The following is a 23,676-nucleotide window of genomic DNA, read 5'->3' as shown; positions in this document are numbered from 1 at the left end:
TTAGCTACCTACATGGTTTGGCACCGCATTTCCGCTTTTGTACTTAAAAACCGTCCCCTGCTCCTGATTATCATTCTGCTCGGAACGATCTTCATGGGCTACCAGGCCAGCCAGATTCGCCTTTCTTACGAACTCGCCAAGATACTCCCCACCAGCGACCCGGACTTTATCGAATACGAAGCGTTTAAAGCCCGCTACGGGGAAGACGGCAACGTGATGGTGATCGGCGCGGAAACGCCAGCCATGTACCAGCTCCGTAATTTCAACGGCTGGTATGACCTCAACCAGCAGCTTCGGAAAATTGACGGCATCAGGGATGTGGTGTCGAACGCCAGCCTGTTCCGCATCGTCCGGAACGACAGCACGGGGCAGTTCAACTTTCTGCCGCTGGTGCCGCAGAAGCCCACGACCCAGGTGGAGGTCGACAGCATCCGCCGGTCTATCGCTGCCCTCCCCTTCTACGACGGCTTTGTTTCCGATTCGGCCGGGCAGGCGCACCTGATGGCCGTTACCTTCAAACAGGATGCGCTGAACACCAAAGGCCGGATCGCCATTGTCCGGCAGATTGCGGCGGCGGCCAAGTCGTTTGAGAAAGCCTACAACATTCCGGTTCACCTCTCCGGCATGCCCTTTATCCGAACAGAATTTACGGCCAAGGTCAGCAACGAAATGATCATGTTCATGGGTCTGGCCTTCGTTGTGACCGCGCTCATTCTCCTGATGTTCTTCCGGTCGCTGCTGGTGGTGCTGATCTCGGGCATCGTTGTCGGCATCGGGGTGATCTGGTCGACGGGCTACATGGTGCTGTTCGGGTACAAAATCACGCTGCTGACGGGCCTGATTCCGCCGCTGATCATCGTCATCGGCATTCCGAACGCCATTTTCCTGCTCAATACGTACCATAATGAACTGAGCCGGCACGGCGAGAAGATGCGGGCGCTGAAACTGGCGGCCGAGAAGATCGGCGAAACGACCTTTTTCGCCAACGTCACCACCTCCATCGGCTTCTTTGTCTTTTATTTTACCAACAGCCCGCTGCTGCTCGAATTTGGTCTGGTGGCCGCCCTGGGCATTATGACCACCTTCGCCATCTCGCTCATCCTGATTACCATTGCGTTCAGTTACCTGCCCGCGCCGTCCGAAAAACAGCGGGGACATCTGGAAGGCCGGCGGATCAACGCCTTCCTGCGCTGGGTCGATCATCTGGTGCACCAGCGCCGGGTCGCCATTTATACCTTTATCGGGGTCGCCGTGGTGATCGGCGTCATCGGCATGCTGCGCATTAAGGCGGTGGGCTACGTGGTGGACGATCTGCCGAAAAACGACCCGATCTACACCGATCTGAAGTTTTTTGAAGGACACTTCCGCGGCGTGATGCCGTTTGAAGTGAATGTGGACACCCGGCAGCCGGGCCGCGTCCTGAATCCGCAGACGCTGACGAAGATCCGCCTGCTGCAGCGCGAAATCGAGAAGTATCCGGAGTTTACCCGCCCGCTTTCCATCGTGGAGGCCGTCAAGTTTTTCTACCAGGGCTACCGCGGCGGCGACCCGAAGTACTACATCCTGCCGCCCGCCATGGAACTGGCCAAACTGGCGAACTATGCCCCCCAGGCCAGCAAACAGCAGAGTCGCCTCAACGGCTTTCTCGACAGTACGCGCCGCTATACCCGTGTGAGCTTTCAGATGGCCGACGTCGGCACGGCCCGCATCAACGAACTGCTGGCGAAGCTCCAGCCTAAAGCCGACAGTATTTTCAACATCGACCGCGAAACGGGGCAGCGACTCCCGCCCGGCGAGCAGTACGACGTCCGGATCACGGGCAGCAGCGTGGTCTTCACCAAAGGCAATGATTACCTGTTGTATAACCTTCAGGAAAGTACGGCCCTTGCCATTGTGCTGGTTTCGATCATTCTCGGGCTGCTGCTGCGCGATCTGCGCTCGGTGCTGATTGCGGTTCTGCCCAGCGTCGTGCCGCTGCTCATCACGGCGGGCATCATGGGCTATTTCAACATCTACCTGAAACCCTCGACCATCCTGATCTTCAGCATCGCCTTCGGAATTTCGTCGGACGGAACGATCTATTTCATCACCAAGTACCGGGACGAGCTGCGCACCCACGGACTCAGCATTTCGGAGGCCGTATCGCGCACCATCCGGCATACGGGCGTGAGCATGGTATACACCGCCTTCATCCTGTTCGTCGGGTTTGCCATCTTCACCGCCTCGACGTTTCAGGGGACCGTTACTCTCGGCCTGCTGGTCTCCATCACCCTGCTCATGGGCATGGCCTCCAACCTCATCCTCCTCCCCGCCTTCCTGATGTCGCTGGACAAACGCAGGAAAAGAAAAAGAGTTATGAGTTAAGAATTATGAGTTATGAGTTAAGAATTATGAGTTATGAGTTGGCTCCGCCCATTTAGGTTATAGCCCAGCGGAGTCAACTCATAACTCATAACTCATAACTCTTAATTCTTAACTCATAACTCTTCAAGGAGTGTCCGGAAGGCTACGAATTTGTCTTTGTAGCGCTGGGCTAATTTGGCCTGGAGGGCGGGGGAATGGTCGTTCTGGTAGGTCAGGTAGTCGTCCATGGTCCGGAACGAGTACTGGAAAGCGTAGGTTGCGCCGCCGTTGTCGATTTCGGTGAGCAGGCGCATCACTTTGGAGGCGACGGGCAGGCCGGTGGCCATTACCTCGGGAACGTGTACCTGCTGCATCCAGGCCAGCCACTCGGCCTCCACGGCGGAGTCAATGTTGATGGTTACGTTGTATAGAATCATGGATTGGCTATTTGCACTCAAACGCCGGGAGACTAAGAAAAGTTGACGGAATGTTGTTTCTTTGCCGCCGAAGCAGTTTTAACCACTTACTCGTTCTATGCTCTACAATATACTTGTTCATGCCCATTCGGGGTTGCGCTGGCTTGTCCTCATCCTGCTGCTGGCGGCGATCATCACCGCCTTCCGGAAATGGCAGGGTCGCGACGAATACACGGCGGGCGATAACCGGCTGTACGTCTGGGCATTGGTCTCCACCCACATCCAGGTAACGCTCGGACTGATCCTATACTTCCTCAGCCCGAAAGTGGATTTCAACCTCATCAGCGAAAAACTTTACCGGTTCTATACCGTCGAGCACATCTCGACCATGCTCATCGCCGTGGTCCTGATCACCATCGGCCGCGCCCGTTCGCGGCGGGCTCCCGGCCCGATCAACAAACACCGGACGATCTTTATTTTCTTCGCCCTGGGACTGCTCCTGATTCTGGCCGCTATTCCCTGGCCGTTCCGGATTCCGGGCGCGGGCTGGTTCTGACAATTCGAATCTTTCGGACGGTTTTATCTCGTCCGCTTGTTTACTTACCCGCTGGAAGGCCTCCCCAAAGGAGGCCTTTCGCCGTTTAAAAAAATAGTAACATAATAAGACATATTCTTTTTTGAAATATTGGGGTTTTCGTTAGATTTGCCCTAAAGTATCATAATATCATATGTTTATTACATTATTATTTAATAATTTCAACGATAAGTACTATTTTTCCTGATAGTCAATCAAGCGTAGAGAGCTATTTTTTTACCGTTTGATTAAAATAGTTTCGGCCGGAAGACACCACATCGGCCACCCTTCAGAATGAACTGACGCTCTGGCGCGAGTAAAGCCACACGAAGACTACTGTCAGTTTTTACTTAAAAAATTGTACTTAACACAGGAGCACCCTGAAAGGCCACCCGATTTACGGTTGTAAGTTCTCTGACCAGCGTGGCCTGGTCATGCTCGATAGCAAGTGTTTATCTGACTTATAATTCACTTATTTCTAACACAATTACCATGACTCTATTGACCCGGAAAGTCAGAATGCTGCTCGGTTTTCTGACACTGGCCGTAACGATGTACAACTGCCAGCCTAAAGAAGTAGCTTCCGTCACCCCCTTCACCTACACGTTCAAGGGCCTTGAAGAAGTAAAACTTCCCGCTTACCAGCCTACCGCCCCAGCTGCCGTTACGGTAACTCCGGCCCAGGTCACTTCTTCTACGGCCACGGCTGCGCTGACGTCCATCATCAGCACCAGCGCCACCCCCACCGCCGTTCAGTCGGCAACGCAAACCGCAGCCCAGGTAACGGCGGTTATTCCGGAGAAACAGGTAGACGCCATCGCCGCGGCTTACAAGCCCACTGACGTTGTCAATGCGGCGAAGTCAGGCAACGTTCCCGCCGATCTGAAAGCGCTGGTAACGTCTTTCTCCAACAATCCGAACCTGAAAAAATACCTGGCGACCTTCACCCCGCCCACCATCAACGGCAAACCGGTGGGTGCCCGTATCGGTGTTGTTCAGGAAGTAGCGATTGTTCTGGGAACCACCGACGACATCGATGCCTGCAAAAACACGGCAAACGAAGCGTATAACACCGTTCTGGCTTCCATCACCAAGGCACGGGATGACCAGCGAAACGCTGTCAACGCCACCTACACGGCTGCAGAGACCAGCATCAATTCACAGTCCACTTCCTGCCCGACGGATGTAGAAACCCGGTACAATACCCTGCGCAACCAGACTACGGACAACTACAATACCGTCATTACGGCTCTAGTCAATTTCACCAATCAGCTCCCGGCTGCCGAACGGGAAGATGTTTACAACGGTCTGTATGTCATCTACACTGTCAGCTACCTGTCGTCTATGGAGGCTTCCCGCAGTGCTGAAGGAGCAGAAAAAGCGGCCTGCTCTCAGTCGAAAGATGCTCGGATCAATGCGGCCAAGGCTGCCCGTGATTCCGACCTGGCTGAAGTCACTACCAATTTCAACAATGCGGTAAAAGCGGCTGAGAATGCCCGCAATTCTGCAATCGCCAGCTGCCATAACCAGGGCTCAGGAAAATAAGGGTTTAACCGGGAGCGTATCTGTCCCTATCAATCGAATCTTGCCATATGAAAAATATTAAAATGCTGGCCGCAGCGGGTCTGGTGGCCTTCTCTGCCTTCTCGGCACAAGCCCAGGTTAGCCTCAAAAGCATCAGCGTCGGTGCCGGTTACTGGAAGCCCTCTCTTGACTACTGGAACAAAGAATCGGTAATGGGTCAGGCGGGTGGAAAATTTGATGGTGCCATCGCCCCGACCCTCGCGCTTGAAGTTGGCGTCGTTAAAGGACTGTCTGTCGGCGCGCGGGTTTCTTCCTGGAAACAGTCGGCCAGCAGCCCCATCAGCATCGCCGGGATCAACCGGACGGAGAAGCTGACGCTGTCGATCATCCCCGTCGCCCTGGATGTGAAATACGCTTTCGCCAAGCCGGTGGCCGAAGGCGAGAAGCAGCCGTTCCTGACGCCCTATGCCGGGGTCAGCGTGGCCCGTTACTTCGTCAAAAACGAGTTTAACCGGGTAGTAGAGAAAGGAACCGGTTCGGTCAACGAAACCCAGGCGGGCAACAACTACGGTTTTCAGGTGTTCGTCGGTGCCGAAAAGCAACTGGTGAAGAAACTGTACCTCGCCCTCGATCTGCGCTACCACCTCGGCAGCTACAAGCAGGCGGTCAAAACCGTGACGGGCTCCGGCTCAACCGCGGTCACGACTTCCTCTTCGCAGGACGTAAGCCTGAACGGCGTTGAAGCCGGTCTGTCGCTGCGGTATAAATTCAAGTAATGCCTTTCGGTCTGTCCGGAGTCTATTGTGATTCCGGACAGACCTTTCTGATATAGCGTACCCACCGTAACTTTCAACAATCAGTGTCTGACCGGTTTTTCCTCTTCACACGTGCCCTGTGGCTGGTCCTGCTGCTTACCGGCGGTTCGGGACTCCTTGTCCCTGCCTCCGCCCAGGTCAACGTGTCCGGAAAGCCCGGCCTGATCTATACGCCCTCCGCCCGCGTCCCCGACGAAGGCACCTTTCACATCGGCTACACCTTTGCCCCCCGCGATTACGCCTTCCGCTTTCGGGGCCGTAATTCCGAAAGCATTGCCTACGCCAACCTCGTGCTGCTTCCCCGCTTCGAGGTAAACCTGAACCTGCTCAATCCCAATGGTCCAGTCCCTTTCGCTGCTAAAGGAATCGGCGACCGGCAGCTGGATTTCAAATACGCTTTTCTGACCGAAAAAAAGGCCCGGCCTTCCGCCGCCCTCATCCTGTCGGCTCCTTTTGGCATTGACAATTCGCTGGTGACCTACGCGCTGGTCGCCACCAAAAACATTCAACTCTCTCCCTCCCTGCGCCTCGAAGTAACAGCAGGGACCGGAAGTCCCTGGTACATTTACCGGGATGAACGCAACGACAGTAACAATAATATTTTGGAAGGCTTTACCCTACGCCGTAAAGGATCAAAGCACATCGTTCCCAAATACCTGACCGGGCCTTTCGCCGGGGCGGTGCTCCATCTGCGGAAAGGCACCGGATTCATGGCCGAGTGGGATTCCCAGCAGTTCAACCTCGGTGCCTTTGCGACGCTCTGGAAACGCTGGACCCTTCAGGCCGGACTACTCGACGGTCGGCAGCTGACCTTCGGTACCTCCTACGCCGTTTCGCTTCTTTCCACCAAACCACAGTCTGCCCATGAAACGCGCTAGTCTTCTGCTTTTCGGGCTGACGCTGTCGGCAGGCCTCCGGGCACAGAGTCTCCGGGATCTGGAAGCGGTGACGGCTGATTCCAACCGCATCTATTACGATCAACGCCTGTACCGCAACCCGATGCGGGCGATGGAGCTGGTGAGCCGTGCGCCTGGGAACAACGGACAACAGAAAACGGACAACAGACAACAGACAACGGAACTGGTGCCGCTGTTTCAGGGCGTGCCGGTGGCGGCTTACCGATTGGGGTCTGAAGTACAGGCCCAGATGCTGAGCCGGGCGGAACGTCGGGCCTTCAGCACGGCGCATCCGTTTGATGCGCGGGGGTATAAATTCGACTTCCGGCTGCTGCCGGAGTTCAGCGCCATTTTTGGCTACCGGGAAAAGGTGGTGGAAACCAAAACCAATCTGCTGCTGCAAAGCCAGTGGATGCTGGGGCGCGGACTGGTGCTGAACTGGGGCGTGCTGTTTCCCCTCATCAATAACTGGGACAATCAGCCGCGCAACATCCGCCCCGCTCCTATTTTCCTGAACCAGTTTCTGGCTTTGGGCGGGGCCGATTTCATGAGCCTGTCCGCCGGACTGTTTTACAACGACCGCTACGGTCTCAACGCCCAGTACCGGCATGCCGATCTGACCAAGCCCTGGTCCTTCGGCCTGGAAACGGGGCTGACCGGGTTTTACTTTTACCCGCCCGACAATATTTATTACGAAACGCTGAACGACCTGACGCTGCTGGCCGACGTGGCGTACCGCTTCCCGGTGCACGACATTACCATCAAACTCAGCGGCGGACAGTACCAGTACAAAGACCGGGGCGTCCGGATTGATTTCATCCGGCAGTTTGCGAACGTGGAAGTAGGCTTCTACGCCATGCAGACGGGCAACGGGGCCACCGGCGGGTTCAACTTTGCCATTCCCCTGCTGCCGGGTCCGCTGCTGCGGGCAAAACGGGTCCGGTTACGGGCGGCAGAAGAGTTTCGCTGGGAATATGCCTACAGCCGGGGCTACCGCATCGGCGAACGCTACCGGACCGGTTACCAGCTGGACGCCCTGCTGCGGCAGTACCATCAAAATTACCTTAATTCCCAGTATCGGCCGGAACAGCGGTAGGCCAACCGTCGGACGAGTGAGTATTATTGAGTGCTTAAGACCCTATGAAATGAATCGGCGTTCTATTAAAAAAAGCTAAAGTTTGATTTAAGCCGTGACGCCGGAATCGTTTAACAGTCCCAAACGAAGCCTGTAAAGCGATCCAGGCGGGGCAACAGTTTCCTGTTTTAATGCAATTTTAAGAAGAGCTTTTTGTTACCATAAGTTTCATTTGTTCATATTGTAACTTATTTTTGGGTTGCAATTTTCACCACACCGACCGTCTTAACTGTACTTATTTCTCTGTCCGATAACCCCGGGTGAATCGGCATGAAGCTATCTATGCGTAACGCACCACTTCCTGTAAAGTATCCACTGTATGGCGGACTGGCCCTGCTGCTCTGTCTGCTGCAAAGCTGCCTTTCGTCCCGCGAACTGAGTTACTTCCAGAAAGGCCCGACGGCTGGTGATACCATCACCGTGCAGGCTCCGTACACCATCCTGTTGAAAGAGGGCGATCTGCTGTCCGTGCAGGTCAACAGCCTCAACCCCGAAGCCTCTTCCTTCTTTAATCCGTACGCCGCCATCGCTTCCGTCGAGCGTAGTGCGGGCGTTGCCCAGAATAACGCGGTGATTCAGCCCCAGTCCGGCTACGTTGTCAGTGCCGATGGAACCATCAGTCTGCCGCTGGCCGGGAAGGTGGCCGTACGCGGTACTTCGCTGGCACAGGCGGAAGAACTGGTTCGGACGGCCCTGCTGAAATACCTGAAAGAACCGACCGTCAGCATCCGCTACCTGAACTTCCGGATCTCCGTCATGGGGGAAGTGGCGCGACCTTCGCTGTTCACGATTCCCAACGATAAAATAACCCTGCCGGAAGCCCTGGCCCTGGCGGGGGATCTGACCGTCTTTGGGCGGCGGCAAAGTGTGCTGGTCATCCGGGAGCTGAACGGGCAGCGGACCTTCAACCGGATAGACCTGACAAACCGGGATGCCTTTAAATCCCCTTTCTATTACCTGCAGCCGAACGATGTGGTGTACGTGGAACCGGGCAAAGCCCGCGTTGCCAGCGTAGACCGCATGTACCAGCTGGTACCGGCCGCCCTGAGTGCCCTGTCATTTCTTGCCATTATTATCAGACGCTATTAATACCTGTCCTGTATGAGTCAGCAACATTCGAATTACTACGGGTACACGCCCTACGTCGTGGTGGCGGGCGATAACTCCCAGATTCTATACACTCTCAAGCGGTATGCCCGCCACTGGCCCTGGTTCCTGCTTTCGCTGGCGCTGGCGCTGGGTGGCGCTTACGTATACCTCCTCTACCAGCGGCCCGTTTACAAGGTCCAGGCCAGCCTGCTCATTAAAGATGAGAAAAAAGGCATCGACCAAGACAACCTGCTGAAGGAGCTTGAACTTTTCGCGCCCAAAAAGGTCGTAGAGAACGAAATGGAGATCCTGAAGTCGCAGACCCTGATGAAAGAGGTGGTGCAGCGGCTGGGCCTGGATGTGCAGTACTTCAAATCCACGTCCTTCGGTAATCGGGAAATCTACGAAGACGCCCCGTTCCGGGTGTTTGTCGAGAAACCGGGCGACGAACTGTACAAAACCGAACTGGCCGTAAGCTTTCCGTCGAAGCAAACGGTTACCATCAACGAAAAAACCTATCCGGTCAACCAGCGCCTGCAGACGCCCTACGGCACCCTGCGGGTATCGGTTACGGGTGACGTGACCAACCGGGATAAGGAATTTGCCGTCCGGATCAGCCCGGTTTCAAAAGCAGTGGCCTCCTATCGCGAACGGTTAAAAGTAGAACCCGTCAGCAAGGCCGCTACCGTCCTGCAGCTTTCGCTGGAAGACGAAGTACCGCACAAAGGCGAGGCGGTACTGAATCAGCTAATCGTCGTGTACAACAAAGCCGCCGTGGCGGATAAGAATCAGGTAGCCAATGCGACGCTCGATTTCATCGAAAGCCGGATCAACCTGGTTTCGGGTGAGCTGAACGATGTAGAAAAGAACGTGGAAGCCTATAAGTCTTCCGCCGGCATTACGGACCTGAGCACCCAGGCGGAAACTTTCCTGAAAACGGTGCAGGAAAACGATGCGCAGCTCAATCAGGTCACGATTCAACTAAGCGCCCTGCAGGATCTGGATAAATACGTCAACAGCGCCGACGGTGGGAAAAGCGTAGCCCCCTCTACCCTCGGCCTGAGTGATCCCGTCCTGCTCGGGCTGGTCAGCAAGCTTTCCGAACTGGAAAGCCGCCGCGAACAGATTGCCCGCACGACCTCCGAAGAAAACCCGCTGCTGCAAACGCTCGACAGCCAGATCCAGAATACCAAACGCGGCCTGAGCGAAAACCTGCAGTCGATGAAGCAGAATCTGACGACGACCAAGGACCGGCTGGTAGTTACCAACCGCCGCTACGAAGGGATGATCCGCTCAGTACCGCAGAAAGAACGCGCCCTGCTGAACATCACCCGCCAGCAGGCCATCAAAAACCACCAGTATACCTACCTGCTCGCCAAGCGGGAAGAAACCGCCCTCTCGGCCGCTTCGACCGTATCGGACAGCCGGACTGTAGACGCCGCCACCAGCACGGATGAACCGATCAAGCCGGTTCGGAAAATGATCTTTGCCCTTTTCGGTCTGGTTGGCATCCTATTACCGGTTGGCGTATTGGCGACGAAGGACGCCCTAAACAACCGCGTAAACCGCCGGGAAGATGTGGAAACGGCCACCCAGACGCCGATCCTGGGCGAAGTGACGAAGAGCCGGAATAAGAATGTTCTGGTGGTCGACTCCAGCAACCGTTCGGTGATTGCCGAACAGATTCGCGCCCTGCGAACCAACCTGCAGTTCCTGCGCAGCAACCCCGACGAAAGCCAGGTGCTGCTGTTCACCTCCAGCGTCAGCGGGGAAGGTAAATCCTTCATGTCCATGAACGTAGGCGCTTCATTTGCTATCAACAACCGCCGCACGGTCATCCTGGAAATGGACCTGCGCAAGCCCAAACTGCATACGGCGCTGGGCATGGAAAACACCCTCGGCCTAAGCAATTATCTGATTGGGGAAGCGACGCTGGACGACATCCTGCAACCGGTTCCGGGACAGGACAATTACTTCATCCTGACCAGCGGCCCGGTGCCTCCCAACCCGGCTGAACTGTTGGGCAACGAGCGTATGCCTGAGCTATTCCGCGAACTGAAAACCCGCTTCGACTACGTCATCGTGGACTCTCCCCCCATCGGGCTGGTCACGGACGCCCAACTGATTGCGCCGTACGCTGATGCTACCCTGTACATTGTACGCCACGATGTAACGCCCAAGAACTACCTGAAGTTTGTGGAGAGCCTACACAAGGAGCAGAAGTTCAACCGCCTGCACGTCGTATTGAACGCCGTCAGCCAGGGCGACTCCTATCAATATGGGTATGGATATGGGTACAATAACTATACCGGCTATTATACTGATTCTGAAGACGTAAGTAAAGCCAAAGGCCTGTTGTCCAGAAAAGGCTGATTTTGATTGCAAAGAGTCATGTGCTCTTGCGGATAATTTACATGACTCTTTGCATTGCAAGGATTATTTAAAAACTACTCTTTGTCAACCTGCCAACCTTATGATCAGTCATCTGCCATCAACCTACCCGCGGCCATCCGAAGAGCTTAAAGTCCGGATGCCTTTTCGAGGCATTTATTGGGGGAAACGATTATTCGATATCCTGACTTCAATTTTCGTCTCCATCTTCTTCCTTTCCTGGTTTTTACCGATCGTAGGGTTACTTATCTGTATTGATTCGAAAGGCCCTGTATTCTTCATACAGCTTAGAACAGGACGAAACGGACGTCAATTTCGATGCCTGAAGCTACGGACCATGGCTCATCGCCCTGACTCAACTTTTCAGCAAGCCACTAAGAATGACCCAAGAGTTACGCGTTTGGGAGCATTTTTAAGAAAAACCAATCTGGACGAAATGCCTCAATTTCTTAATGTTTTAGTTGGAGATATGAGTGTTGTAGGCCCACGACCCCATGCGATTCAGCACGATGCTCAATTCTTTCATTCAATTCCTAACTATCGAAACAGATATGCTATTAAGCCTGGCATTACAGGTCTCGCGCAAACAAGGGGTTTGCGCGGGGAAACTAATTTAAAAGAAATGCAAAATAGAGTAAAAATGGACATATGGTATATAAAGAACCACGGACCTATACTCGATATAAAAATTTGTTGGTGGACAATACAAAAAATGTTTAAAGGTGACGAGAAAGCAGTTTAATACACTAAATAAATGATAAAATTAAAAGCAGTACAAATTGCTAGTACAACGTTAAGTTCTTTAAAGAATACAGCTTGGATACTTTTTGACAGAATATTTAGAATGACCTCTAGCCTTATTGTAGGTCTATGGCTAGCACAATATTTTGGACCAGAAAAATACGGCCTATGGTCTTATGCATTCCTCATTCCATCTATCTTAACACCAATTGTTAACCTAGGTTTAACGAATATAATAATTAACAAAGTAGGGTATTTGCACCAGAATGAAAGAAAGAAACTCTTACTAACCAGCTTTATTCTAAGGCTAACACTAGCAATTATTGCATATACATTTTTAAACTCTTTGATTATTTGGGCAGAAAAAGATGTTCTATTAAAGACACTGATTCTATACACAAGTTCAAATCTATTAGTTATACCATTCGAGGTAATAGATCTTCACTTTCAAACGACAAACAATGCAGTAAAATCTATAAAAGCTAAATCATCAGCATTCATTGTAGGCACAGCAATTAAACTTTATTTCTTGCTCAATGGAGCCGGCATTGAATCTTTCGCGTACACTATAATCATAGAAAACATCCTATCTGTAACTCTTTTAATAATCAATTATCTAGAAGAAAAAAGAAGTAAAGTTGAATTTAATTTTCAGCCAGAATTCGCCAAGAACTTATTGAAAGACTCATTCCCAATTATGATAAGCGAACTACTAATCTATTTATATATGAGATTAGATCAGTACATGATAAAATACCTTTCAGGAAACGAAGAACTAGGGTTATACTCCGCTGCACAAAAATTGTCTGAATCGTGGTATTTTATAGCAGGAGCACTGACAACATCATTCTTACCAAATATTATAAGCCAGTGGAATTCAAACAAAGAATTATTTTATTCAAAATATCAAAAACTTTTGAATAGTCTTGCAATAATAGCAATTATGATTTCTATAATCGTTTCTCTTTCATCTCCAATTATAGAGAATATAATATTTAGAGGAAAATTCAATGGAGTTGGTTTAATTTTATCGATACATATATGGACCGGTATACCGGTTTTTCTAGGTGTAGGAAGTAACACATTATTTATATTAAATAATCTACAAAAAAGCATTCTAGTTAGAAGCTTTTTTGGCATTGCGATTAATTTAAGTTTAAACTTATTACTAATTCCTCATTTTGGAGCTGTTGGTGCATCCATTGCAACGTTATGCTCACAAATATTTACATCATATGTAATTAACTATTTGTATAAAAACACGAGAGAAATATTCCTAATGCAAACAGTTGCACTAACGTTTTTGCTAAAACTAAAAGTACGCACTATATTTAAGTAAAAACCATGAACGCTTCTACATTTGAAACGCCAATACTTTTTTTAATGTTTAATAGACCTAATCATTCAGAAAAAGTATTTAATAGAATTAAAGAAATAAAACCTAAATATTTGTTCATAGCAATTGATGGACCAAGACAATCGAATCCGACAGACGAAGAGAAAATTTCGCAATGTCTAAAATTAATAGAAAGAATAGATTGGCATTGCGAAGTAGAATTATTGAAAAGAAGTACGAATTTAGGTTGTGGAGCTGCAGTGAGTTCCGCAATCACATGGTTCTTTAACCATGTTGAATTTGGAATCATTCTTGAGGATGATTGTTTGCCAGACCTTAGTTTCTTCAATTATTGTAAAGAGCTATTAGAACGTTATAAACATAATAATAGCGTTATGCACATAGGAGGTGTAAATTTCCAAAATGGAATTCAACACGGCAAAGGTTCATACTATTTTACAAAAATATGCCACATATGGGGATGGGCAACATGGAGAAGGGCATGGAAAAACTACGATTTTGAAATGCAATGCTTTCCCGAGTTCAAAGCGCAAAGCCAAATTCAAAATGTAATTAGTATCAAAAAAAGCCAAACTTATTGGTTGAAAGCATTCGAAGATACCTACCAAAAAAAAATAGATACTTGGGATTACCAATGGGTATATACCATTTGGAGACACAGTGGGATTTGCATACTACCGAATGTAAACCTAGTGAAAAATATAGGTTTCGATATGGAAGCTACACATACAAAAAGCAAAAGTGAAGAATACACAAATGTAAGAGTAGATAGCATCCAAGAAATATTACATCCAAAATTTATAATAGAAAATAAAAAAGCGACTAACTTCTCTTTAAAGAAACATTTTGTGTCCAAAAATTACCTTGAAAGAAAGCTGGAAAGAGTAAAAGTACTACTCCAAAAATAAACTTACCTTATGAGGATTCTGTTTGATCATCAGATAATTAGTTTACAAAACTATGGAGGAATCTCAGAATATTTTAGCAAAATTATTGACGGTATAAATGAAACAGAAGGATGCACTGCTGAACTTACTAATCCAAACCTTGGGAATGAAGTCATTTTGAAAAAACTTGACAAAATAAACTCTTGGGAAAGAATTGTTTGGAAATCGCTACCCCACAAAGGCTATCGAGTTAGAAACATTTACACAAGCGTTAAATTAAAGGTGAGCACTTATGATATCTTCCACCCTACATACTACAATCCATACTTTCTGAAATGGATCCCCACTACAAAACCTTGGACATTTACCTATCACGATATGACCCATGAAAGAATGGGTTCGTTATTTCCAGGTTTAAAAAACGAACTCTTTCAACAAGAGAAAAAATATTTAGTAAATAAAGCTTCAAAATTTATAGCAATATCACATACAACAAAAAACGACATCTTAGAATATTATAAAATAAATTCAGATAGAGTACAAGTGATACATCACGGAAATCCATTTGAAGATGTAGACATTGGAGCCATACCCCCAATAGAATCACTTCATGAACCTTTCCTTTTATTCGTAGGAACCAGATACAATTACAAGAATTTTAATCATTACTTAATAGCTGTTGCTCCACTGCTAAAAAAGTACTCAATTAAATTAATTTGTGCAGGAGGAGGTTTGTTTTCATTAGAAGAAAAACAAATCATTGCCAAGTTAGGAATAGCTACTTTAGTAACACAAGTAAGTATAAATAAAAAAAGATTAATTCAACTTTATAAAAGTGCAATTGCATTTACATACCCTTCTTTATACGAAGGTTTTGGTTTACCAATTCTAGAAGCATTCGCTTGCGGCTGTCCCTGTATTCTAAGCGATATAGAGGTTTTCCAGGAAGTTGCCGGCAAAGACGCTGCACTTTACTTCTCTCCATATGACGTTGACTCAATAAGGCAGTCTATTGAACGAATCCTAAACAATTCAGATTTGGGAGGAAACCTAATAGATCAAGGGAAAGAAAGATTGAAATACTTCTCTTGGGCAAATACATTAAATAAAACTTTAAGCTTATACATGGAACTAATTGCCTAATTAAGATCCTATGGACAATATTCAAACAAGTACATTCGTAATTTTAATAATTCTTTTTTTTTTATTGGCTAAAAGCAGACACTCTCACCGCATCATACTAATAACTCTCATCTGCCTATTACCAGTGTTACAAGTATACATTTGGTTTAGATATTTAACTGGGTTTGTAGCCGCATATTTACTTGTACTAAATTCCAAATTGTTTCTAGCGAAACTAAAAAATGTAGAGATAGTAACTTCGATGAAACTCTTCTTTTTTACTTCTTTGATTTCTTCATTAACTGTTTCAAATTTTGACCTTAGTATAGCTGTATTATCTGATTTAATATTTTACTATGTATATTACCGAGTTTTACTAGTTGTAATAAAAAGCAATAAAATTGATCTTATTCCTAAAACTCTATTCTTTGTCCTCATTGTCTCGGTATTCATACAGACAATGCAGTTTCTAGGTTACGAACAGTTTAATATATACACATCAGAAAAATTAAATCAAAATACTGGCCTCGAATATGAAGGAATAGATGTGGTTATTCGTTATTGGGGGCCATTTGGCAATGCGTTAACCTTTTCATCATATTTAGCTATTTCTGGAGTGTTTCTATTCATTTATTATAGAAATTCACAAGGTAAAGGTTCAAAATTCATTAGTTATCTTAGTTTACTTATATCGTTATATTCTGTTGTTTTAACTGCTGGAAGGACAGCTCTTGTGTCCATCTTAGTTTCTTTACTCATTTATATTTTTATAAAAAGAAAAAGCCAAAAAAATTTAATTGCCATTATATTATTTTCCTTGGCTGTAACGCTAACTATTGGTTTTGATAAGATTGAAGGCTTATCTGACCTTGGCGTTGTGAATCGTTTTACGAATCTTTCAGAAGACGGCAACTTTAGATGGAAGCTATGGCTTGACGGCTTTAAGCTGTTCTTGAACAATTTACTTTTTGGAGCTGGTCCAGGGAATCTTAATCTCGAACTAGCTAATTATGCTGACTCAAGCATGTTTATGGATGTTCAGGTCCGTAACTTTCCGTGGGGTCATGTGGAGAATGCATATTTAACAGTTTTATATACTTTTGGTCTACTAGGATCTATTTTCTTCTTCTTTATTATCTTCAAACCATTTCAGTATTGTATTAAAAGTTTAGATATAAATTCACAAGGGCCACTGCAATCAATAAAATACTCTATGATCTGCACTTGGATTACAATATTTATTAATATGGTAACTAACCCTATTTTTGTTTGCGAAAATAGAATGACAGCTTTTCTACTATTCTTCATAGCTATCTCAGAATGCATAAATAATTCTTTTCACTCTATAAAGGAAAAAAGTTTAAAAACTTCGCCTTATACAATAAACCAATTTCCCTCTTAAATAAAATGAATCCATTGGTTTCTATTATTACTCCATCCTTTAATCAAGGAGAATTTATTGAAAAGACAATAGAGTCTATCCTTAATCAAACGTACAACAATATAGAATATATTATAGTCGATGGCTTATCCACAGATAAGACAATGTCAGTTATAGATAAATATAAGCCTAAAATAACAAAAGTTATTCATGAAAAAGATAACGGACAGTCAGATGCAATTAACAAAGGTTTTAAAATGGCTAGTGGAACCTTAATAGGTTGGATAAATTCTGACGATATATTATATCCACATGCAGTAGAAGCAATAGTTGAGTTATATACAAAGCATAATGATGGTGCTATTTTCTATGGCAATAATCTCGACATTATAGATGATAATGGCAATAAAATAAAAACCATCCACAAGCCGATACCTAATAGAGACTTCCTACTAAAAAGAAATTATGATGTCATTCAACAAGGATCATTCTACAACACACAGTTCGTTAAAGAGGTCAATCTAATCGATCCGACGTTACATTACTGCATGGATTTAGACCTATGGCTCAGGCTTCTAAAATTTGGGCCTATATATGCTGTTGAAGGTAATCCTATAGCTGCCTTTAGGCGTTGGAATGAAACTAAAACTAGTACAGGAGGCATTAACTTCTTAAATGACATTAAGAACACTTTGATCAAAAATGGTGCTCCACCTTTTAGTAAAACCCTCAACAAAGTAAGATATCAGACTTTAAAGCTTTTAGCAAAGCAATTAATTACCTCATAATTGTACTTTTATGAAGATTGTACATTGCTTCTTTACAATGAAAGTTGGCGGGTCACAGACCTTAGCCATTGACATGATGAATATTATGTGTATAAATCATGATGTTTCTCTTATTATTGTAAATAATGATTGGAGTCCTATACTATTAGAGCAATTAGACCCTACCATAAAAATATACAAAATAAACAGAAAAATAAGTAGCAAAAATCCATTACCTATTATTAAACTAAACCTTTTAATACAAAAATTAAACCCTGATGTAATTCATTGCCACGAATTAAAACTAGTAAACCTATTTATTAATTCAAGACACAAGCTCATATATACAATTCATGACGTAAATATTCCAACTAAGTTGTTATTTAGATATCGATCTATTATTGCAATTTCAGACGCAGTAGCTTTTGACGTAAAAAAAAGATCAAGGTTATCACCTAATATAATCTACAACGGAATTAATTTCAATCAGTTTATAAAAAAGAAAAGTTATCTCATTAGCCCGCCTACCCCTATAAAATTAGTCCAACTTGGTAGGCTCGTCCACAAACACAAAGGGCAAGATCTCCTTTTGAAAGCATTTGCGTCCTTAAAGAACAATAACAGAAACTTACACATTACGCTTGATTTCATTGGCGCTGGTGAGTCTGAAGTTTATCTCAAGACTTTAGCAAAGAATTTGGGAGTAGAAAACGAAGTAACATTTATCGGAGAGAAAAGCCGAACATGGATAAAAAATAACTTATGCAATTACGATATACTAGTTCAACCCTCTACCTATGAAGGCTTTGGTCTTACTGTCATTGAAGGGCTAGCTGCAGGACTTCCTATTATAGCCTCGGACATTGACGGTCCAGCAGAAATAATTAGAGGGCTTAACGCTTGTAAAACTTTCTTAAGTAAAGACATAAAGTCTTTAGAGGAATGTCTATTGACAGTAATTAGTTACTACAACGACAATTTTATAGAATCAGAGATGGTAGGCGCATATGATAGTGCAGCTGAAAAGTATTCGATTGAAAACACTGTAGATCAATACTTAACTCTTTATTCTTCTATATAAATATCAAGCTAAATGGACTATTCAAAATATATATTACATCTCTTACAAGATCAAAAATCAAATCGCAAAAACACAAAAGGCAAGATAATTACTTTTATTTTTCGAGCATCGTCTTATCAAAGTAAAAATATTGTAACTAAAGTTTTCACAAAGTCCAATCGATTTGTCTATAAAGTTTTGATAGAATATCTATTAGGAATCGAGTTACCTTATAATACAAAAGTTGGAAAAGGCTTAACACTTTACCATGGACAATCTTTAGTCGTTCATAAACACACAATAATAGGTGATAATTGCACATTAAGGCAATCTACAACTATCGGTAATAATGGAAAAACGAAAGAGTGCCCAATTATTGGTAATGGGGTCAATATAGGTGCAAATGTTTGCATAATTGGCCCTGTTATTATCGGCAATAACGTTGATATTGGAGCAGGTAGCGTAGTTGTAAATAACATCCCTGATTTTGCCGTTGTAGTTGGGAACCCAGCTCGCATCATCCGTATAAAAGAAGTCAACACATATGATAACTGAAAGTCTATCTAAATCTATCTTGACAGTAGGTGTTAAGTATATAAACCACAGAGGTGGTATTGGTGCCGTAATTGAATCCTATGCAATTCGTTTTCCGTTTTTTAACTTCGTCGCCACATATAAACCACAAAAATATAAAATCAACATTGTCTTCTACTTTTTTTATGGATTAATAGTTTTTTTCATAAAAATCTTAAGATATAAAGAGATTAAAATCATTCATTTACATGGAGCAGCTTATGGAAGCTTTTATAGGCTTTTTATAATCTGGTTTATATCCAAAAAGATTTTTAATAAAAAAACAATTTATCACAGCCATGGCTCTGAATTCAAAAAGTTTTATTTAAACAGTAACGCACTTATTAAAAAACTAATTACGTTATTCATAAATGATGTAGACTATGTGATTTGTTTATCAGAAAGCTGGAGAAGCTTTTTCCAAATCAACTTTAACTGCAAAGTAATTGAAGTCCTTGAAAATATTATTGAGCCTCCCAGATTTAATAAAAAGAAGACAAACGATTCCGTACTGATTTTATTATTTCTTGGTTTGATCGGACCACGCAAAGGAATCTTCGATCTAATTGAAGCTATAAAAAACAATAAAGATATATTTACTGGCAAAATCAAATTAATAATTGGCGGAAATGGCGAAATAGAAAAATTATTAAGCTATATTCATAGATATGAATTAGAAGACATTATTGAATATAGAGGTTGGGTATCTGGTGACTTAAAACATGAGCTACTTTCACAAAGCAATATATATATTCTTCCTTCCTACAATGAAGGTCTGCCTCTTTCAGTATTGGAGGCAATGAGTTATAGACTTCCAGTAATTTCAACGCCAGTAGGTGGTATTTCTGAAATTGTTCATAATGGTGTAAATGGATTTCTTGTAAATCCTGGTGATAAATTAGAGATAGCTAAATGTATAAGTACTTTTTTGAATAATCCTGCTTTAATTGAAAAGATGGGAGAATCTTCATACGATATTTCGAAGCCTTATTTACCAGATAATGTGATACCAAAACTTTCTAAAATATACACAAGGGTGCTGAGTAATAATTAATAAATAACTGAGATATTAGCTCACGAAATAAAACTTATAACTATTTATTTACTCTTTCTAAAGGTTGTTATTACATTGACGTCTGAATTGTATTAAAGTATATTTTTGTCAATGATTATAGAACCTGTTCCTTATAAATATTGTGGTAAGATGATTCTCGTCAAGTAATATGGCACCATCTAACTTGGTGCTTAATGGTACTGCTGTTTCGATTATTGTCGTATTTTCATTAATACTTACACCCAAAAAGGGCTTAGTCTGCAGGTTAAAAATGGACAACCTAATAGCTACCTAATGCCTCCGGCGTCTGTAACACGGCTCCTTTACTTGGCTTCAACCGCAACACCGTTAGAAATCATCTTATAATAAAGGTGACCAAGTCGTGGTAGTTTACTCAGCTTATGTGGTGAGCATATACCCGTGGAGCTAAAAGTAGATGAATCTTGGCCGTTCGTAATCTAAAAGGCAAAACTACGTAGGCATGGTGGCTGGAATGTACTTTTATAGGGCAATTTATCACCTTTGTTTTAGCCGACACACCTTCTAAATGTTTTGATGTTCGCTTAGGCTGTTGTTTGAGGTTAGAATTTAAGCCAATCTATGGATCGCTCTGCTGAGCCACCGGATTTGGCCTTTTCCTATTGTTTGGCTCAAAACATTCGGAATTACATACAGTTAAGCCATTACTTTTGTTACATATTAATTATAAAAGTATAGCCAAACTTTAATTAATATGATTTTTCTCACTTAATAATTATTGGTCGTTTCCATCCTCTAAACATTAAAAATATGTTTGCCTGTCCTTGTAAATTAATAACTTATATTTAAACTAGTCCATAAAGGCCGCCTGTAACAGGCGGCCTTTTTTAACAAACTTCTTCCTTTTCAATTACAGGCCTATTTTTACGAACCATGCTTTTTTCAGAAGATAATATTTTATTGTATAGTTTTATTAACTTTTTCCGTTCATGGCTCCATGAAAGCTCTTTTACAACCCGCTGATATCCAAATTCGCCCATTTCCTTCCGGCTGTCCGGACTGTTAATCAGCCACAGTATCTTATCTGCAAAATCAGACGGTTTTTCCGGATCAGCATACAGGGAGGCTTTCTGGGCCGAGAAACGGCCTTCCTTCAGATCATACTGGACAATCGGCTTTTTCAAGGCCATGTACTCCATGATTTTATTCATGGTCGACAGGTTGTTCATCTCGGTCGGAGTGTCCGGATTTACACAGACATCGGCAGTGTTCAGCACCGCAAGCATCTGCTCATCCGACACACGGCCGTAAAAATCCACGTAATCGGCAACTCCCATTTTCCGGGCCAGGGCTTTCATCGCTTCCAGAGCGGTTCCACCACCAACAATGCCAAACTGAACGTCCTGCCGCCTGGCAATGATCTGTTTAACGGCATCCAGTAGCAGGTCAATCCCCTCCTGTTCGCCAATGACGCCCAGGTATCCAACCAGGAAATTACGTCCTTTTTTCAGCTCCGGATTACCCGGCCCGATCTTAAGCCGTTCCAGTTTGGGACCGCTTCGGACTACCTGCACCCGGTCGGCCGGCATGCCTCCCCGCCGGATGGCAATCTCCTTATACGATTCATTGGTAGCAATGCTGTAATCGGCTACCTGAAACGTGGTTCGTTCACACCAGAGCATAAGGCGGTAAAACAGGTCTTTCTGGTTAAACTTAGCAAGGTAAAGCTCCGGATTGATGTCATGGTGGTCGAATACGTACTTAACGCCAAAGGGTTTAAAGAAGAGCGCCACCAGAAAAATCAGATCGGGTGGGTTACAGCCGTGAATAACCTGGAAGCGTTTACGAAAGAAAATGCGGAAACTCAGAATCAGCCACCAGAAAATAGCCGTTCCGTACTCCATCAGGTATCCCCAGGCACCGGAGCCCTCCAGCGGCAGGGGATGCCGGTAGATGTCAATGCCTTCGAGTTGTTCATACCGTTGGGTATACCCTTTCATCTGGGGTGAGATAATGCTTACCTCGGCTCCTGCTTCCTTCAGCGTGGTTGCCTCCTGCCAAACCCGCCGGTCGAACGGGACCGGCAGGTTTTCGACAATGATCAGGATGTGTTTTCCTTGGATATTGGTAAATGTAGCCATTCAGGTGGTTAACGGTAGGTAACGTACTGGGGAGCCTCCTGGGCTTTCTGGGCCCAGTTGATGCCGATGTATTCGTTGGATTCACGCAGATTGGGGGAAATACGCACCATATCCAGAATGGTTTTACCCTCGACGTCTTCGAGCAATACGCTGAACTCTTTTTCTTTGGTCGAAACTACAAGGACATCGGCCCATTCGAGCAATTCGTGGCCTTCGTTCACCATCAGACGGGAGAGGTGCGGAATATGCTGGTCGATGTACTCTTTGTTGGTACCGGTCAGACGGGAAATATTAATGTTTTTATCGTAGATCTTCAGCGAAAAGCCTTTGCCCAACAACGTTTCAGCCAGTTCGACCGCCGGGCTGTTCCGCAGGTCATCGGTTCCCGCCTTGAAGCCAATCCCGAGGAATCCAATTTTCCGGTTCATGTTCTTCATCAGGATCGACAGCGCCCGCTGCATCTGAATTTCGTTGGTCCGGTGAATGTTACTGATTACGGGTACCTGTACATACAGATCGTGCGCCAGCGTTTGCAGCCCTTTCAAATCCTTAGGCAGGCATGAGCCGCCGTAGGCAAAACCGGGTTTGAAATAATAGCTGGAAATGTTAAGCTGTTTGTCCCGGCAAAAGATGTCCATGACCTTATGCGAATCAAGGCCAAGTGCCGAACAGATGTTTCCTACTTCATTGGCAAAAGAGATCTTCAGAGCATGGAAGGTATTGTTGACGTATTTCATGATCTCCGCGATCTTTACGTCTGTTACTATAATTTCAGCGGGCAACTGGTCGTACAGGCTGCGCAGCATTTCTCCCGCTACATCTGAATCAACACCGATGAGCGTAAGAGGTGGGTTGTAATAATCGTAGACCGCCGTTCCTTCGCGCAGGAATTCCGGATTACTGGCTACAGCAAAATCAACGTTCTGTGTTTTACCCGTTTTTTCTTCAATAAGAGAGGCAATCTTATCACAGGTGCCCGGCATTACGGTTGATCGTATTGCAATGACATGAAACGAGTCCTTTTCCATGAGCGCGGCGGCAATATGCTCCGCAACCCCAAAGATGTAGCTTAGATTCAGGTGCCCCTGCGGGGTCGAGGGAGTGCCAACGGCGATGATGGTTACGTCGGTGTTCAGAACAGCGTATCGAAAATCCGTGGTTGCCTGGATTCGACCTTGCAGAAACTGCTCGGCAATGATAGCGTCAATGTCTTTCTCGACAATAGTTGCCCGCCCTGCGTTGATCTGATCAACTTTTGTCTGGTTTACGTCAACACCAATTAACTGATGACCGTTCTGGGCAAGGCAGCCCAGACTGACACAACCTACATAGCCTAAGCCAAAAATGCTGATGTTCATAGCTTTGTACAAATTAGAGTGAGGACTGAGATTCTAGTGATGTATTGATAAAGTATGCTTTAGAAGAAGCTTT

General features: G+C 45.3%; 20 protein-coding genes. 17 read left to right on the top strand and 3 right to left on the bottom strand.

Annotated features, from left to right (window positions below; genetic code table 11):
* Nucleotides 1–12 precede the first annotated feature (12 nt).
* The gene (locus ORG26_RS19975; protein ID WP_266364939.1) at nt 13–2,364 is read left to right on the top strand and encodes an efflux RND transporter permease subunit; all 2,352 of its coding nucleotides are present in this window, start codon (nt 13–15) and stop codon (nt 2,362–2,364) included.
* A 113-nt stretch (nt 2,365–2,477) separates the two neighbouring features.
* On the opposite strand, the gene ORG26_RS19970 is transcribed toward ORG26_RS19975, so the two are convergent.
* Complete coding sequence (locus ORG26_RS19970; protein WP_266364937.1) at nt 2,478–2,780, bottom strand: DUF4286 family protein; 303 nt, start codon at nt 2,778–2,780, stop codon at nt 2,478–2,480.
* A 97-nt stretch (nt 2,781–2,877) separates the two neighbouring features.
* On the opposite strand from ORG26_RS19970, the gene ORG26_RS19965 reads away from it, so the two are divergent.
* From ORG26_RS19965 to ORG26_RS19890, 16 genes are all read left to right on the top strand, one after another.
* Nucleotides 2,878–3,315, top strand: a complete 438-nt coding sequence (locus ORG26_RS19965) for a cytochrome B (protein ID WP_266364935.1) — start codon at nt 2,878–2,880, stop codon at nt 3,313–3,315.
* Nucleotides 3,316–3,825: 510 nt separating this feature from the next.
* A complete protein-coding gene (locus ORG26_RS19960) occupies nt 3,826–4,878 on the top strand; it encodes a hypothetical protein (protein ID WP_266364934.1) in 1,053 nt (350 codons plus the stop codon).
* A gap of 47 nt (nt 4,879–4,925) precedes the next feature.
* Nucleotides 4,926–5,633, top strand: a complete 708-nt coding sequence (locus ORG26_RS19955; RefSeq protein ID WP_266364931.1) for a porin family protein — start codon at nt 4,926–4,928, stop codon at nt 5,631–5,633.
* An 83-nt stretch (nt 5,634–5,716) separates the two neighbouring features.
* On the top strand, nt 5,717–6,550 hold the full coding sequence (locus tag ORG26_RS19950) for a YjbH domain-containing protein (RefSeq protein ID WP_266364929.1): 834 nt from the start codon (nt 5,717–5,719) through the stop codon (nt 6,548–6,550).
* Complete coding sequence (locus ORG26_RS19945) at nt 6,537–7,664, top strand: YjbH domain-containing protein (RefSeq protein ID WP_266364927.1); 1,128 nt, start codon at nt 6,537–6,539, stop codon at nt 7,662–7,664. The genes ORG26_RS19950 and ORG26_RS19945 overlap by 14 nt, the downstream gene beginning before the upstream one ends.
* A gap of 321 nt (nt 7,665–7,985) precedes the next feature.
* On the top strand, nt 7,986–8,792 hold the full coding sequence (locus ORG26_RS19940; RefSeq protein WP_266364925.1) for a polysaccharide biosynthesis/export family protein: 807 nt from the start codon (nt 7,986–7,988) through the stop codon (nt 8,790–8,792).
* Nucleotides 8,793–8,804: 12 nt separating this feature from the next.
* Nucleotides 8,805–11,165: a GumC family protein gene (locus ORG26_RS19935; RefSeq protein ID WP_266364923.1), complete on the top strand. Its 2,361-nt coding sequence runs from the start codon at nt 8,805–8,807 to the stop codon at nt 11,163–11,165.
* 100 nt (nt 11,166–11,265) lie between these two features.
* Nucleotides 11,266–11,925, top strand: a complete 660-nt coding sequence (locus tag ORG26_RS19930; protein ID WP_266364921.1) for a sugar transferase — start codon at nt 11,266–11,268, stop codon at nt 11,923–11,925.
* Between the two features lie 12 nt (nt 11,926–11,937).
* Entirely contained in the window at nt 11,938–13,263 is a 1,326-nt protein-coding gene (locus ORG26_RS19925; protein WP_266364919.1) for a flippase, read from the top strand.
* Nucleotides 13,264–13,268: 5 nt separating this feature from the next.
* Complete coding sequence (locus tag ORG26_RS19920; RefSeq protein WP_266364917.1) at nt 13,269–14,189, top strand: nucleotide-diphospho-sugar transferase; 921 nt, start codon at nt 13,269–13,271, stop codon at nt 14,187–14,189.
* A gap of 9 nt (nt 14,190–14,198) precedes the next feature.
* A complete protein-coding gene (locus ORG26_RS19915; RefSeq protein WP_266364915.1) occupies nt 14,199–15,311 on the top strand; it encodes a glycosyltransferase family 4 protein in 1,113 nt (370 codons plus the stop codon).
* 241 nt (nt 15,312–15,552) lie between these two features.
* Nucleotides 15,553–16,692, top strand: a complete 1,140-nt coding sequence (locus tag ORG26_RS19910) for an O-antigen ligase family protein (RefSeq protein WP_266364913.1) — start codon at nt 15,553–15,555, stop codon at nt 16,690–16,692.
* Between the two features lie 5 nt (nt 16,693–16,697).
* The gene (locus ORG26_RS19905; protein WP_266364911.1) at nt 16,698–17,459 is read left to right on the top strand and encodes a glycosyltransferase family 2 protein; all 762 of its coding nucleotides are present in this window, start codon (nt 16,698–16,700) and stop codon (nt 17,457–17,459) included.
* A 10-nt stretch (nt 17,460–17,469) separates the two neighbouring features.
* Nucleotides 17,470–18,519 (top strand): glycosyltransferase, encoded by a 1,050-nt coding sequence (locus ORG26_RS19900; protein WP_266364909.1) that lies wholly within the window; start codon nt 17,470–17,472, stop codon nt 18,517–18,519.
* Nucleotides 18,520–18,531: 12 nt separating this feature from the next.
* Entirely contained in the window at nt 18,532–19,053 is a 522-nt protein-coding gene (locus ORG26_RS19895; protein WP_266364907.1) for a serine acetyltransferase, read from the top strand.
* On the top strand, nt 19,043–20,125 hold the full coding sequence (locus ORG26_RS19890; RefSeq protein ID WP_266364905.1) for a glycosyltransferase family 4 protein: 1,083 nt from the start codon (nt 19,043–19,045) through the stop codon (nt 20,123–20,125). Before ORG26_RS19895 ends, ORG26_RS19890 begins: the two co-directional genes overlap by 11 nt.
* Nucleotides 20,126–20,991: 866 nt before the next feature.
* Here ORG26_RS19890 and ORG26_RS19885 read toward each other — a convergent pair.
* Nucleotides 20,992–22,245 carry a glycosyltransferase family 4 protein gene (locus ORG26_RS19885; RefSeq protein WP_266364903.1) on the bottom strand — a complete coding sequence of 418 codons (1,254 nt, stop codon included), beginning with the start codon at nt 22,243–22,245 and terminating at the stop codon, nt 20,992–20,994.
* An 8-nt stretch (nt 22,246–22,253) separates the two neighbouring features.
* The gene (locus ORG26_RS19880) at nt 22,254–23,603 is read right to left on the bottom strand and encodes a nucleotide sugar dehydrogenase (RefSeq protein WP_266364901.1); all 1,350 of its coding nucleotides are present in this window, start codon (nt 23,601–23,603) and stop codon (nt 22,254–22,256) included.
* Nucleotides 23,604–23,676 lie beyond the last annotated feature (73 nt).

The sequence above is a fragment of the Tellurirhabdus rosea genome, assembly GCF_026278345.1.
Taxonomy (GTDB): Bacteria; Bacteroidota; Bacteroidia; order Cytophagales; family Spirosomataceae; genus Tellurirhabdus; species Tellurirhabdus rosea.
Note: the sequence above shows the minus strand (reverse complement) of the source record. Positions and strands in the feature narration are given on the sequence as shown.